Origin of the sequence: Streptosporangium sp. DT93 (assembly GCF_049844535.1) — a bacterium.
Classification (GTDB): domain Bacteria; phylum Actinomycetota; class Actinomycetes; order Streptosporangiales; family Streptosporangiaceae; genus Streptosporangium.
Genome location: NZ_JBNCLF010000022.1, coordinates 1 through 14,881 on the forward strand (window position 1 = coordinate 1; position 14,881 = coordinate 14,881).

General features: G+C 67.9%; 12 protein-coding genes. 2 read left to right on the forward strand and 10 right to left on the reverse strand.

All coding sequences use genetic code 11. From position 1 onward, the window contains the following. The 10 genes from ACLQ2R_RS33290 to ACLQ2R_RS33335 all read right to left on the reverse strand — a co-directional run. Positions 1–2,546, reverse strand: a 2,546-nt coding sequence (locus ACLQ2R_RS33290; protein WP_425965382.1) for a condensation domain-containing protein, incomplete at its 3' end; no start/stop codon positions are given. Next, positions 2,543–3,394 carry a thioesterase II family protein gene (locus ACLQ2R_RS33295; protein ID WP_425965384.1) on the reverse strand — a complete coding sequence of 284 codons (852 nt, stop codon included), beginning with the start codon at positions 3,392–3,394 and terminating at the stop codon, positions 2,543–2,545. The genes ACLQ2R_RS33295 and ACLQ2R_RS33290, both read right to left, overlap by 4 nt. A 70-nt stretch (positions 3,395–3,464) precedes the next feature. Further along, positions 3,465–4,715, reverse strand: coding sequence for an alpha/beta fold hydrolase (locus ACLQ2R_RS33300; RefSeq protein ID WP_425965386.1), 1,251 nt, complete (start codon positions 4,713–4,715; stop codon positions 3,465–3,467). Between the two features lie 100 nt (positions 4,716–4,815). Beyond that, the gene (locus ACLQ2R_RS33305) at positions 4,816–5,763 is read right to left on the reverse strand and encodes a chlorinating enzyme (RefSeq protein ID WP_425965388.1); all 948 of its coding nucleotides are present in this window, start codon (positions 5,761–5,763) and stop codon (positions 4,816–4,818) included. Then, positions 5,760–6,023: an acyl carrier protein gene (locus tag ACLQ2R_RS33310; protein ID WP_425965389.1), complete on the reverse strand. Its 264-nt coding sequence runs from the start codon at positions 6,021–6,023 to the stop codon at positions 5,760–5,762. The genes ACLQ2R_RS33305 and ACLQ2R_RS33310 overlap by 4 nt, the downstream gene beginning before the upstream one ends. An 18-nt stretch (positions 6,024–6,041) precedes the next feature. After that, on the reverse strand, positions 6,042–7,610 hold the full coding sequence (locus tag ACLQ2R_RS33315) for an amino acid adenylation domain-containing protein (protein ID WP_425965390.1): 1,569 nt from the start codon (positions 7,608–7,610) through the stop codon (positions 6,042–6,044). A 222-nt stretch (positions 7,611–7,832) separates the two neighbouring features. Beyond that, on the reverse strand, positions 7,833–8,408 hold the full coding sequence (locus ACLQ2R_RS33320; RefSeq protein WP_425965391.1) for a DinB family protein: 576 nt from the start codon (positions 8,406–8,408) through the stop codon (positions 7,833–7,835). A gap of 57 nt (positions 8,409–8,465) precedes the next feature. Further along, positions 8,466–9,677, reverse strand: a complete 1,212-nt coding sequence (locus ACLQ2R_RS33325) for an aminotransferase (protein ID WP_425965392.1) — start codon at positions 9,675–9,677, stop codon at positions 8,466–8,468. Between the two features lie 225 nt (positions 9,678–9,902). Beyond that, positions 9,903–10,688, reverse strand: coding sequence for a (2Fe-2S)-binding protein (locus ACLQ2R_RS33330; protein WP_425965481.1), 786 nt, complete (start codon positions 10,686–10,688; stop codon positions 9,903–9,905). Positions 10,689–10,690: 2 nt separating this feature from the next. Continuing rightward, complete coding sequence (locus ACLQ2R_RS33335) at positions 10,691–11,401, reverse strand: helix-turn-helix transcriptional regulator (RefSeq protein WP_425965393.1); 711 nt, start codon at positions 11,399–11,401, stop codon at positions 10,691–10,693. A gap of 927 nt (positions 11,402–12,328) precedes the next feature. Here ACLQ2R_RS33335 and vioC point away from each other — a divergent pair. Further along, a complete protein-coding gene (gene vioC / locus ACLQ2R_RS33340; protein WP_425965394.1) occupies positions 12,329–13,357 on the forward strand; it encodes an arginine beta-hydroxylase, Fe(II)/alpha-ketoglutarate-dependent in 1,029 nt (342 codons plus the stop codon). Positions 13,358–13,490: 133 nt separating this feature from the next. Continuing rightward, positions 13,491–14,594, forward strand: coding sequence for a winged helix DNA-binding domain-containing protein (locus ACLQ2R_RS33345; protein WP_425965395.1), 1,104 nt, complete (start codon positions 13,491–13,493; stop codon positions 14,592–14,594). Positions 14,595–14,881: the final 287 nt, after the last annotated feature.

Here is a 14,881-nt window from a genome sequence, read left to right on the forward strand (position 1 = left end):
GTACGGCCGGAGAAGATCGACCCGATGGTCAGATCGTCTTGCCCGGTGTAGCGGTGCAGCACGGTCAGCAGGGCCGCTTGGAGGACCGCCAGGAAGGAGACCTGGTGGGTGCGGGCGTAGGCGCGTGCCGCCGCGGCGGTGGCGTCGGGCAACCGGCGACCGGCGACCGCACCGGCACCGGTGGGCTGGGCCGGACGAGGACGATCGCTGGGGAAGTCCAGCGTCGGCAGATCGGCCAGGGCCTCACGCCAGTAGGCCAGCTGACGCTCCATCTCATCGCCATCGAGCCAGCGGCGCTGCCAGACCGCATGATCGGCCGGCTGCAGATACACCTGCGGCAGCTCGATCCCACCTCCACCGCGCTCGGCGGCATACAGGGCGGCGAGCTCCTCGGCCAAGATCTTGGCCGACCAGCCGTCGGCGACGATGTGATGGACCACCAGCACGATCGCGTGCTCCTGCGGCCCCAGCCGGGCCAGCGCCGCACGAAACAGCGGCCCGGCCGCCAGATCGAACGGCCGGTGCGCCTGACCGGCCGCCCACCGCTCGACCACCTCACCATCGAGCTCGGCCACCGGCAGCGAGAACGCCGACGGCGGAGGGTCGATCACCTGCCGCGGCAGACCGTCCACCTCGACGAACCTGGTACGCAACGCCTCATGCCGCTCCACCAAGGTGAGCAGGGCCCGCTCCAGGACGGCGACGTCCAACACACCACGCAACCGCAACGCGAACGGGATGTGGTAGGTCGTCGAGGTCGGGTCGAGCTGGTGCATGAACCACAGGCCCTCTTGCTGGTGGGTGCAGGAGAGCACTTCACCGCGCGCCACCGGCACCATGCGATCAGGCTTGCCCTGCTGCTCCTTCGCCGCGCGCTTCGCGGCCAGCAGCCGTTCCAGCTCCGCGATCTCGTCGTCCAGTGCCGTGTCCGGCTCCTCGGCCGCGGCGGGCACGAGTGCCTGGGCAAGCTCACGCACGCTGGGGTTGGAGGCGAGCGTTCCGATGCTGGCGCCGTCGATGCGGCCGACCGCGCGGACGGCGTCGAAGGAGTCACCGCCGAGTTCGAAGAAACTGGCCGTTACGTCGAGGTCCGTGAGGTCGAGGACCTCCTTGTAGACCGCGGCGATCGCCTCCTCCTCGGCGGTGGCGGGCGGTTCGGGTGCCGACGGTCGCTCGCGCGTCACCCTCTTCGGCTCGGGCTGCCGGACCGGCCGCGGGCCGGTCGCCGACACGACCGGGGCGATGCGTTCGGCGGTGAGGATCGCCTCCATGGTCAGGTGCAGCCGCTTGAGCAGGTCGTCGATGAAGTCGGGGGCGAACCGGTCGCGGTGGATCAGTAACTGCATCTCCGATACCGGAGAGGGTGCGACCGTCAACGTCAGCGGCAAGTCGATCTTGTCGTAGAGGGTGTCGACGCGGAACCTCAGTGGTTCGTCCGCCGTGGCGTCTCCGGTGCCTGCGTCGATGGCGAGCGAGTAGTTCTCCAGCACGAGGAGGGTGTCGAAGAGTTGCTGTCCCGGTACCTCGGCCCACTTCTTGATCTCAGAGAGGGGGGTGTACTCGTAGCGGCGCATGGCCGCGTAGGTGTTCTGGATGTCGCGCAACCACGAGCCGAGGTCACCGTCGTCGGGCACCGTGACCCGTAACGGCAGCGTGTTGGCGAACAGGCCCACCATCCGCTCGACCTGCGGCAGCTCGGGGGGACGGCCGGAGGTGGCGCAGCCGAAGGTGATCTCCGGCTGGCCCGTGTAGCTCTGGACCACGATGGCCCACACGGCCTGCACCATCGTGCTGAGCGTGACGCGGTGGCGGGCCGCCGCGTCACGCAGCCCGTCGGCCAGCGACATCGGCAGGCTCACCGTGCGGCGCTCGACCGCTCCGGTGCCGTGCTGCGGGTCCGTCGGCTCGAATCGGGCCACGAGGCTGGGCCGGACGTCGGCCAGGGTCTTGGTCCACAGGTCGCGCGCCTCGTGCAGATCCTGGCGGTGCAGCCAGGCGATGTAGTCGCGGTAGGCGGGCACGGGCTGCGGTGCAGGAGCGCCGAGGGTCAGTGTGCGGTACCACGCCATGACCTCGTCGAGCAGGACGGGGATCGACCAGCCGTCCAGCAGCACGTGGTGGTAGGTCCAGATGAGCTTGTAGCGGCGGTCGCCAAGCCGGATCACGTGTAGCCGCTGAAGCGGCGGCACCGCGGGATCGAAACCGGCGGCGCGATCCTCATTCTGCAGCTGCTCGAGCCGTTCGAGCTGTCGCCGGTCGTCGAGGTCGGACCAGTCGTGGTGGTGGACCGGCAGTGCCACTTCCTTGTGGGCCACCTGCAGCGGCTTGTCCAGCCCTTGCCAGTGAAACGACGTCCGCAACCCGGGCTGGGCGGCGACGACTGCCTCCCAGCCGCGTATCAAGGCGTCGACGTCCAGCGGTCCGTCGACGGCATAGGTGTGCTGGCTGAGGTACATATCGGCGGCGCCGTCATGCAGGCTGTGCAGCAGCATGCCCTGCTGAAGCGGTGAGAGCTCGTAGATGTCCTCGACATTTCCGCTGCTCACACTCTTTTCCCTTCGCTGGTCAGATGAAGGTCCTGGACGATGGTCTGGACGACCTGGCGTTCTGCGGCGGCGTTGAGGAAGTGCCCGCCGGTCAGATGAAGGTCCTGGACGATGGTCTGGACGACCTGGCGTTCTGCGGCGGCGTTGAGGAAGTGCCCGCCGGCCAGATGATGAAGCTGGAAGCCGGCGGTGGTCTCGGTGCGCCAAAAGGCCACGCGTTCGGGAGTGCCGGTGGGGTCGTCCACGCCGGCGAAGGCACGGATCGGCACGTCCAGGGGGGTGGTCGGGGAGAAATCGTGCGTGCTGAGCACGGCCAGGTCCGCCTGGAGAGTCGGGAGTACGGCCCGGAGCAGTTCCGGACTGTCCAGCACCTCAAGTGGCGTGCCGCCCATCTCGCGGAGGTAGCCCTCCAAGCCGTCGGGCCGCCCTTGCCAGGGCCAGGTGCCGTCATCGGTGATGGGCGCGGGATCGCACGCCACGTAGAGCCGGGTGGGCAACGGCATCGCCAGCTCGCGGAGCCTGTGCGTGAGGGCCCAGGCGACCCTGGCCCCCATGCTGATGCCGTAGCAGGCGAACGGTCGGTCCAGCAGCGGCTTGAGGACGTCGACGAGGTCGTGAACGAGGCAGGTCATGCGGTCGTGGGCCGGTTCGGCGAAGCGGTCGGCGCGACCGGGGAGCTGGACGGCGACCAGTTCGACGGATGACGGCATCAGCCGGTGCCACTCGCGGTACATGGCCGCGCTGCCGCCCGCGTGATGGAAGCACAACAATCGGATCCGGGCGTTGTGGTCGATGCGGCCGAACCGTTTCAGCCAGCGGCGGTCGATGTCCTGCGGGTGTACGTTCATCCCCACCTCGTCCGCGAGGGTGCGTATGAGCTCTTCACAGACGCTACCGAGAGCCGCCCTCGTGGTGCTGTCACACGAATCGAGGACAGTCGATCGAGGCGAAGCCTCTGTCCGGGCGGTGGCCCTGTTGCCCGATGAAGTCGACGGCCACCTGCATCAGGGTGGTGTCCGCGTGAAACAGGGACGAGTGGTCGCCATGTGCTTCCACCCGTAGGCGTCCGTTCGGCAGGCCGTCGGCCACCTGTTTCGAGCCCTGCGGGTGGGCGGTCTCGTCATCCTCGCTGGTGACCACGAGCGTGGGCTGTTGTACCTTCGTGAGGTACTGCTCCACGTCGGTGGTGGCGAGACTGCCGTTGAGCCGGCAGTACCGGTAGAAGAGCTCGGGGTTGGTGTAGGGGTACAGCACGAAATGCGCCGTCTCGGCGGGGGTGGTGGTGAGTGCCACCTGGCAGAAGGCGGTCTGTACCGACCGTGCCGCGGCACGGCTGTGCGCGGCGATGGTCATCAGCTCGATCAGGTCGTTCTGGAATCTGGTCCTCGGGGAACCGCCGCCGAACTGATAGGCGCCGTGCCACAGGCTGAGCGAGGAGATCCTGGCGGGCTGATCGGCCGCGGCCGCCAAGGCGATCACCGCCCCGCCGCAGAGGCCGACGACGTGGGCGCTGGACACGGCGTAGTGGTCCATGACGGCGAACAGGTCGGCGGTCTGCGCCGTGATGTCGACGGCGCAGTCGCCGTCCTGCTCGGCCGCGCCGAAGAGGCCTCTGCTCTCCCATGCCAGGACACGACGATCCCGTGCGAGGAAACGCATCCAGGCCTCCGCCAGTGCGGCGGGCATACCGCAGGCGGGAACGAGGACGACCGCCTCGTCGCCGGGGCCGGCGCTGTACACGTTCAGCGGCACCCCGTCGTAGGAGACGATGGTGTCCTTCCCGAAGAACGCGTCGAAGCCGTCCGCCACCGTTGTGGCGATCACCCGGTCGGCCTGTGCCGGCAGCTCTTCCGGCAGTGCCGCGATGGCGTTCGCCACGTCCGCGAGAGCTAGGCGATCGCTGATCACGCGTTCGAAGACCTGAAGGTCCTCGACGGCCACGTTCCGCGACAACGAAAGCCCCGTGACGCCGGCCTGCCTGGCGATCCGGCCCAGCAGCCGCTCCAGCCCGCTCCACCACCTCGTGGACCGGGTTTCGGACGCGTCGGTGGTGTCGCTCGCGACCGGAACGACCCGGACCGGAACGGCCAGGCCCTCCACGAGTGGCTTCACCGAGAGCACGGATGTCACAAGCCGGGCGATCGCCTCGCTCGCACGCGGCTCCAGCATTGGGCTACTCCCTGGCAGATCTGCCACACCTGATGGACCGGTGGCCGGGCTCAGCCGTACGGAAGCGACCGGCCCGGCTGTATCGTGTCTCGGCGGGCGATCACCGGACCGGGAACGTGTGCCCGCGCGTGGTGGCCGTGACCTTCCGGTTGTGGTCGTAGGTGTCGACACCGGCCACCAGCACCGCGCCGTAGTCCTTCAGACTGACCCGGCCGCCGTACTCGTCCACGTCTTCGGTGTCCGGGTAGATGGCCACGCTGGTCGGCACGTAGCGGCCGGCGAAGCCGAGGCGCATCTCCTTGTCCATCGCGCTGTGGGGCTTCGACGCGTGCATCATGGTCGACCAGAACATGATCGCCTCGCCTGGGCGCATGATCATCGATATCGCCTGCTCCTCCGGCGGCCGCCAGTTCGGGTCCTTCTGCAGTTCCCGGTAGTCGTAGCCGTAGAAGCCGCGATTGACGCCGCCCTTCTCCGCATTATTGATCTTGTCGGCCCGGTAGTGCATCTCCTTGGTCTCGTCGTAGAACATCGTGTGGTGCGTTCCCGGGATGAACTGGAGGCACCCGGTGTCCTCCGCGGCTTCGGTGAACGCCGTCCACACCGTGATGGTGCCGCCGAACTCCTTCTCCTCCTCGGGCCAGACGATCTGCGGTTTGCCCGAGGCGAAGGCGAACGTGTCGGCCTGGTGCCAGTCCGTTCCCTCATCACCGGGGTATTTCGGGAAGAACTCGCTACGCCAGCACAGAACGTTCGGGCCGAGCACGGCGGTGACCCGGTCGACGATCCGCGGGTGGCAGATGTGATCGGCAAGGAACGTCGAGTCGAGGTGGCGGTCGTAGTTGGCGATGTTGGTGTTGCCCGCCTGCGCGTCGCCTTCGTCGTAGACGGCGCCGCTACGGTTCATCAGCCGCAGCCGCTCGCGCCGCCAGATGCGCCGCATCTCGTCTTCCTCGTACACCTTGAAGGGGCCGAGGTAGCCGAGCTGGTGGAACCTGGCGACCTCTTCGGGGGTGGGGCTGAAGCTCTGCTGCACTGTTTCCGTCACCGGTTCTCGCTCCTCAGCTGCTCCGCCACGAGCCCCGACAGCGCGTCGACGCTCGCTTCCTCCAGTTCCGCGACATCCATGGCGATGTCGTACTTCTCGTTGATCTGAGCCACGACCCGGATGAAGGTCAGGGATGTGACCCCCTGGTCGAACACGTCGACCGACGGATCGATCTCGCGGTCCAGATGTGTACGCATGATGTCCATGATCGTTTCCCGGACGTCCGTCACCGGAACGCCGGCCCTCAGCGGCGCGGTCATTCCCGCCCTGCCCGGGGTTCACTTTCCCAGCGCATCGCGATCCACCTTTCCCTGCAGCGTCATCGGAATCTCCGTGACGACCTTGTAGACGGACGGCCGAAGATGTCGTGGCAGTTTCGTCAGCGCATGTCGCTCCGCCGCGGCGACGAGCCGCGCGCCGTCGTCGGCGTCGGCTCCGCCCGCGGGCAGAAGGTAGGCGACCAGGCGCACGTCGCCGCCGCCGAAATCGCGTGGTGTGACAACAGCCCGCGCGACTCCGGAAGTCTCCGACAGGCACTGTTCGATCTCACCCGGTTCGATCCGGTACCCGCGGACCTTCAACTGGTCGTCCACGCGCCCGAGATAGGCCAGTTCGCCGTCGGGTAGTCGTACCGCCCGATCCCCGGACCGATAGAGCCGTTCTCGGCCCTTCTCGGTCATGGCGGACACGAAACGATCGGCGGTGAGCGCCGGCCGGTTGAGGTAGCCGCGGGTCACCCCGCCGCCGGCGATGTACATCTCCCCCGGTACGCCGTCCGGTACCGAGTTCCCGTCGCCGTCCATCAGGTACACGCGCAGATCGGGGATGGGGACACCGATCGGACTCGCCCCGTTCGATTGCACGTCCGCGGAGGTGATCCGCCGATAGGTGCAGTGCACCGTGGTCTCGGTGATGCCGTACATGTTGACGAGGGCGGGACGACGATCGCCGTGCCGGTCGACCCAGGGCGCGAGCATTCGGGGCTCCAACCGTTCCCCGCCGAAGACGACCAATCGCAAGGTCGTGTCCGCGGAGCCCTCGTCACCGTTCTTCGCGGCGAACATCACGGTGAGCAGCTGGTGGAACGCCGACGGGGTCTGGTTCAGAACGGTGACCTCTTCGGAGCGAATCAGCGCGGTCAGCAACGCCGGCGAGCGGGAGGTCATCTCGGGAAGCAGCACCAGACGGCCGCCGTACAGGAGCGCGCCCCAGATCTCCCACACCGAGAAGTCGAAGCTGAGGGAATGGAACAACGCCCAGGTGTCCCGGTGGTCGAAGTGGAACCAGGCGGCCGTCTGCTCGAAGAGCCGCACCACGTTGCGGTGTTCGACCGCGACCCCTTTGGGCCTTCCGGTGGAACCGGAGGTATAGATCACATAGGCCAGGTCGTCGCCGGTCGCCTCGGATCGTCGCCTGCTGTCTCCGGGCTTCATGGCGGCCGTGTCGGCGACGACCTCGTCCCCTTCGATCCAGACGACCGACGCGTGGCGTCCGCCGATCACCTTTGCCGTGTCCTTCGCCGCCACCACGATCGGTGCCGCACTGTCGGCCAGCAGGTATTCGATGCGTTCCGCCGGGTAAGCCGGATCGATGGGCACGTAGGCTCCACCGGCCTTCAGGATGCCAAGCATGCCGACGATGGCTTCCGGGCTCCTTCGGGCACAGAGTCCGACCAGGACATCCGGCCCGACGCCGAGCTCGGTCAGACGGCCGGCGAGGCGGTCGCTTCGCGCGTCGAGCTCCCTGTACGACATGGTCTGTGTCGATGTGGACAGCGCGATGCTCTCCGGAGCCCGACGGGCTCGTTCCCGGAAGATCGTGTGCAGGCAGCTGCCGGGGAGCACCACACGGATTCCTTTCCGTCGCCGGATGCCGTCATGTTTCGATCACGGCCGTGCTCATCCCGCGGGCTGGGCTCCTTCCGGGGTACGTGGAAGCGTCCCGGCCGCGCAGGTGAGCCGGAATGCCGAGCGCCAGTCGCGCGTGTCCTCAGATTAGGTACGGCGACTGCAGCAGTGGAGTCACGTGAAAGGGGTACCGACCGGATCGGTGCGTTACGGAACGCCAGGTCAGGCCGCACGCCATGCGGCCGGTGGGTCTTCCCCGACGCGTCCGTCCACGGCCTCGCGCAGCAGGTCGGCGTGGCCGGTGTGCCGGCCGTATTCCTCGATCAGGTCGCACACGATGCGCCGCAGGCTGGCTCGGCGGCCATCAGGCCACGTCAGGTGGACGAGCTGGTCGAGCCCGCCGTCGCGCAGGGCGGCGTCGAACTCGGTCCTGGACCGCGCGACGGCGTCGTCCCAGAGGGTGTAGAGCTGTGCGGGAGTGTCGTCGGCGGCCGATGCGAAGTCCCAGTCGGGATCGGCCTTCCAGTCCACGCCGTTCCACGGGGCACCGAGCGGCGTGCCACTGAGCTTGGTGCCGAAGCACTGCTCCTCGACCCGCGCGAGATGCTTGAGCAGGCCGCCGAGGGTCAGTGACGAGGCGCCGACACGAACTCGCAATCCGGCGGAGTCGAGACCGTCGGTCTTCCATCGGAAGGTGGCACGCAGGCGCTCCAGCGCACCGGTGAGGTGCTCGGCCTCCGTGCCGGCGAGCGGCGGCTCCCACGCAGGCGCTTCCCACGACACGTCGCTGTCGGCCATGGCGTCAGCGTACACGCCGTCGTCAGCGGTGTGCTCCGACCACGCGTCGGCGGTACCTTACTCCCGCGGATCCGCGTTCTGTCTCGAGGATCCGTGCGTGTCGCGGCGCGGCCGGGCGGTGAAGGCGGTGAGACGATCGGCCAGGTCGACGAGCTCGGCCTGGTCGGCGTTGCTGAGGCTGACCCGGAAGGTGCCGCGGTCGTCCGGGAGGAAGGCGGTTCCTGGGATGACGAGCGTGTCGTAGTCGACGGCGAGCTCGCGCACGACGTCTTCGGTGGGACGTCCGGTGAACGGGTGGCGCACCCAGCCGAAGAAACCGCCGGCGGAGAGCAGTTCGAAGCCGCCGGGCCGGTCGGCCATCACGGTCGCGAACCAGTGCCGCCGGTCGGCGATCTCGCGGGCTCGTGCCCGTCGCCACTCCCGAGCCGCCGTGAGGCCGGCCCAGGCGGCCTCCTGACCGATCCGTGGTGCGCAGATCGCGACGCAGTCGAGCAGCTTCGTCACCTCACGGCCCAGCTCGGAAGAGGCGACCACGGCGCCCACCCGGTACCCCGGGAGGGCCAGTTCCTTGGAGAAGCTGTGCAGGCTGACGACGGTGCCGGGCCATCGCGGGTCGGCGAACAGCGAGTGCGCCGGCTCCTCGGTGTCACGGAACGACCGGTAGGTCTCATCCAGGATCAGCGCGACGTCGTGCCGCGCCGCCACCTCGGCCAGCGCCGCGATCCGGTCCGGTGCCACGGTCACACCGGTCGGGTTGCCGGGTGTCACCACGAGGATGGCCCGGGTACGCGCGGTGATCAGGGCTTCCGCCGCCTGGGGAGTGGGTACCAGGTCGGGCCCGGGCTCCAGGTACACCGGCACGATCCCGGTCATGCGCAGCCACATGTCGTGGTTGAAGTAGTACGGCAGCGCCACCACCACCTCGTCGCCGGGTGCGGCGAGTGCCGACGCCACGAGGCAGAACGCCTGGTTGCACCCGGCGGTGACGACCACATGCTCGGCACGCACCCGCCCGCGGTACGCGGCGGAGATCTCTGCGGCGAACGCCTCGCGCAGGTGGGGCAGCCCGTCGATCTCCGTATAGTCCCCGCCGTGTGGGTTGCGGGCGGTCGCGACGATGTGCTCGATCACCTCCGGGGCAGCGGGGTACTGGGGTGCCGCCTGGGCGAGGTCGAGCAGGTCACGCTCCTTCGCGCGGTGGTCGAGAAGGGTGTATGCGGTGCCGATCGGCGAGTCGGTCGTCTGAATCGCCCATTGGTTGAGTCGCACGCGGTGCTCCCTTGGATCCTTGGTCCGAAGTTCCTGACATATGAGCTCGTTCCGGCCGCGAACCGTCGGTCGGCGCCCGGGGCGCCCCTTGCCGATCCTGGCCTTGGCGTCGAACCGGACCTGGCGAGCGGCATCGCCGCCCTACGGAAGCGCTGTCCCCGGCGATTCGGCGAATTCGGGTAGGCGATCAACGTTCCGCACACCTCGGTGGTACCGGGTGGAGCCTCACCGGTGCCTGATGCAGCAACTGGTGCAGAGCGTGGCCCCTGGCACGGTGAACTGCAGGCAGCAGGTCTTGCGCCGTACCGTCGGCTCGCCGTTCGGCCCGGGTACCAACTCGATCAGGTCTGCGATGCCCAATGCCTGAAGAAGGGTGTGAATGGTCTTCTCCACCGGCGAGCCGGGGAGCGTCCCGGTGGCGCGGAGGATGCCGTGAGCGATGCCCGAGCTCACCGAACCGAGCAGGGCACGTCTGCCGATGCGCACCCGGGCCTGAGTCTCCTCCAGCAGGGGGGTCAGATGCGCATCCAGCAGGGACAGGCGAAGGGCCTCCAGCAGCGCGACCTCGTCGCCGGCCACGTGCACACCGGTCGGCGGCGGGAATCGCGCCAGCGCGTCGGACGGCAGCACCGCGACCGCGACCGACGGGCGCAGGCCGATGGCGAGGAACTGGTCCGGGCCGTCGATGCGGACCAGCACGTCGGCCGGATATAACAACGGCACTCGGAGAGCGGAGGCCCAGCCGATCACGCTGGGCAGGACCAGCCAGTAACTGTAGGACTTCCAGGCCAGCGACGCCGCGACATGAGGGGCTGCCTGCCATCGTCGGTGTGCCGCATCGAGCAGGTCGGTGATCCGGGAACCGTCGGTGAGCCAGGTCGCCGGCATCCAGCCGGTGTCGTCGCGAACCACCAGGTCCGGGGCAAGGCCGGACCGGTCGTGCAGGTCACGCAGCGCCGCGGTGACCGGCGCCAGGCGTTCCGCCTCGTTCACCTGGCGCGGGACGATCATGCTCACCCGACGACGCCGCCCTCGACTTCGCAGCCGACGGCCTGTGGCGTGTGAGACGGCGGTACGGCCAGTGCCGTGGGAGCCGGTGGCCGGTCGGAGGCGAACCGGCCGAGCAGGGCGGCCCGGGTGAGCTCCGCCTTGTTGCCGACGCCGAGCTTGGCGCGGATACGTTTGACGTACGTGTCGACGGTGTGCGGGCTGATGCCGAGCCGGGTGGCGATCTGGCCGTGTGTGAGCCCGCGCGCGATCTGCCGCAGTACCTGCTCCTCGCGCTCGGACAGGTCACCGTGGGCGGGGGCGTCATGGTCACCGCCGTTGCGGTAGGTGGGGTGCGCGCATCGATGACTGTGGACGGTGCCGGGGCGCGGCGGTGCGGCAGAGGTGGCGGCGTGGATCGCGTCGATGATGCGCTCGCCGGACGCGCGCTTGCTGATGACGCCGCTGGCTCCGGCGCCGAGGTAGGTGGCCTGCTCGGTGTCAGTGTCGTCGGTGAGCACCAGGACCGCGGTGCACTGGGCGGTTTCGGCGATGTGGGTGAGGTGGTCGGGCGGGGTGAGCACGCCGGCGTCGATGAGGGTGGCGTCGGCCAGCCAGGAGGGCTTTTCTCTTGGCGACGTCCTGGACGCTATGACCTTGATACCGGCGTCGTTGAGTATCTGGGTGAGGCCAACGAGGAAGATCGGTGAGTTGATAAGGACGTCGATCCGGATCACGAAGTTCCCCTATCCGTGTCTTACCTTTGGAGCATCAGGCCACACCCGCGGCAAACCGAGGTCCACATCCCTCTCCCACCGGGGTCTTCATTCACGCAACTATTTGATCGCCAACCGCAAACGACACTAGCCGCGCACCTGTCGCGGAAACCGGTCCCCGCTTTCGGGGACATACGCGATCATCTACGTCACCCGCTTGCACTGCACGACAAAATTCTGCTAGTAGTGCGCCGCGACTTTTGTTAATGTGACCTTTTATTCTTCTGTGCGAGGGTGACGGGCACGTGTCACGGTACCGACATACCCGACACATCCAGTGATGTATGCCCTCGTGCATCGGTATGTCCGCAGCGTCGTCAGGGGATCGCGGGACGCCTCGAGGTCGGGCCGTTATTCCAGAAACCCGTCCGGAACCTTACCAGATGGGCGGCCGTAATATCGGCGCCAGCGAACCAAATTGCTTTTAGCACTTCGATCAACTCGTATCCTTACACACAGTAAGGATACGAGTAATTTTCCGTGAACGGGCCGGAAAATACTTCTCGATCAATGTCGGAAGACATACATGGATCGGTTTCGGTTCGATCCCTACCATGCAGAGAGTCACCATATCGCCGACCTGTCCGTCGTCGATATTTCACCTGCCGTTTAATCTGACCGGTCACAACGATCAAGTAATTGGGTCAGGACTGCTCTGACCTGTTTCGCATCGGCGGAATGACGTTTTTCGCGCGCCCGGCAGTCCGAGTTCTGCGGACGGCAGGCGGCAGGCCACCTCGGCGCCCTGGGTGGTGTCCTTGAAGGTTCAGCCGTCGGCCGGACCGCTCAACCCGCGCGCCGTGTCCCCGTTAACGGGGACAAGGCGCGGGCGCGGGCGGTACCTAGACTGGCGCACGCTATCGCCCGTCTGGCAGAAGGAGAAACGGGATGCACCGACTGGCGCTGACGGCGAAGGACAACGCGGTGCTGTTCCCGATGCTCACCGAACTGGCCGACGCCTACGACACGATCGAAGACCCTCAACTGATCCGGCAGGCGCCGGTTCTCGCCAGGACACTACCGACCCACCTGCTGGAATTTCTGGAGGCCTTCCGCCTTGCCGAGCCGTCCGCACTGTGCCTGATCTCCGGGTTGCGGATGGAGGAGGACCCGCTCGGCCCCACACCCACTCATTGGCGAGACAGCCAGTACAACTCACCCGCCTTCGAGCAGGAGATCTTTTTTCTGCTCTGCGCCTCCGCACTGGGTGACGTGTTCGGCTGGACGACGCAGCAGGACGGCCGGATCATGCACGACGTGCTGCCCATCAAGGGGCACGAGCACTACGAGATCGGATCCAACAGTCTGCAACACCTGTCCTGGCACACCGAGGACGCCTTTCACCCCTGCCGCGGTGACTACGTGGCACTCATGTGCCTGAAGAACCCGGACATGGTGGAGACCACGGTTTCCTGCGCACCCGACCTGAACTGGTCCGCACTGGATGTCGAAGCTCTGTTTGAAGCCGAGTTCACTCAGATGCCCGACAACTCCCACCTTCCGGAGAACGGCACCGAATCCACCGGCGACCCGACCATCGACCGGTTACGCGCCCGCAGCTTCCAGCTCATCCAGTCGTGGAACGAGCATCCCGAAAAGCGGCCGGTCCTGTTCGGCGACCGAAGCGACCCGTACATGGCGCTCGACCCGTACCACATGAGGACCGACGGCTGGCCGCGCCGGCATCTGGAGGCCTTCCTCGGCCTCTGCGCCGAACTCGAGGACAAGATGACCGGGATCAGCCTGTGCCCCGGCGACACCGTCTTCATCGACAACTTCCGGGCGGTGCACGGCCGCAAGTCGTTTCAGCCCCGCTACGACGGCACCGACCGCTGGCTCAAGCGCCTCAACATCACCCGTAACCTGCGAGGCTCTCGCGCATGGCGGCCCGCCGCCGACAACCGCATCATCTACTGAGGACGGCTCCAGCGCATCAGATGCCCTTCCGGCCTTCCACGTTTCGTAGACTCACCGCCCGCGACAGCGCGTACCTGGTACTGATATCCGGGCGGACGCGGCGCCGTGTGGACGAGCGGACGGAGATCCCGGCGTGGTGGCGAGTGAGGGTGTGCGATTGTCCTGGCGGCAGGCTCTCGCCTGGCGGATGGCGCGGCATCACCTCATCGACCGGGCCGCACCGGAAGACGCCGTCGGCGTGGTCGGCGATATCTGCGGCCTGCACGCGCAGGTGATGTCCTCGGCCGAGCTGAGCCTGTGGGCCCGCGTCGAGAACCTGCCGCGCGACGCGGTGGGTGAGGCGTTGTGGAGACATCGTTCGCTGGTGAAGCTGTGGGCCACGCGCCGGACCTTGCACCTGCTGCCCACCGCCGAACTGGACGCATGGCTCGCCGCCCTCGGCACGCTGTCCGGTGGCTTCAGCGGCGCGAGCCCCGCCGATGTGAACGCCATCACCGCCGCGGTCGGCCAGGCACTCGCCGACCGGTCCCTCACCCGCGAGGAGCTGGCCCTCGAGGTCGGCCGGCTGACGGGGTCGGCGGAGTACGCCGACTGGCTGCGCTCAAGTTGGGGCTCGGCGCTGAAAGCGGCCTCGTTACGCGGGATCCTGTGCTTCGCTCCCGGGGAGAGCACCCGGGTGCGGTTCACTTCCCCGGCGAGCTGGCTACCCCGCGCGCCCGCTCCGTTGTCACCGACCGAGGGGTTACGTGAGATCACCCGCCGGTTCCTGCACGCCTACGGCCCCGCCACGGCCGCGGATCTCGGCCGCTGGTGGATGGAGGCGCGGTCCGGCCGACGAGTGCTCGCGATGCTCGAAACGCTGGGTGACGAGGCGGTCGAGGTCGACGTCGAAGGCCGGCCCGCCTGGGTACTGGCCGCGGACCTGCCAGACCTCGTCACGGCCCCACCGGTCGACGTGGCGCGGCTGCTGCCGGCCTTCGACCCCTGGGTGATCGGTATGGCCCGGTGTGAGCCGATGATCGACCCCCGCCACGTCGGCCGGGTCTACCGCCGGCAGGGCTGGGTCTCACCGGTCATCCTGGTGAACGGGCGGATCGCCGGCGTGTGGCGGCACAGGCGCATCGGCCGGCGGCTGGCGGTCGAACTGGAACCGTTCGAACCGCTGCCCTCCTGGACGCAGCGACAGCTCACTTCCGAGACCCGCCGGCTGGCGACGTTCCTGGACTGCGAGCGTTAGCGCACCCTAAGGCGATACCGGCTTCTCGGCGGTATGCGGTCGTCACCTGCGTCACCACCGGCATGTCGCAGTGCCCAGGCACGGTGCGCTCGGGCATCGGGGTGTGGGTGTCCGCTGAACGCGGGACAGGGCACCCCATTGACCGGCCCGAGACCGATCTCGTTGACTGAGGGCTCCGACTGGCTCGTACCGTAGGAGCGTCCGTGATCGGCAGCCACCAGTCCGCCGAAGGTCCACGTGCCGCAGCAGAACCCGTTCCTCGTCCGAACGAGGACGGCTTCGCGTAT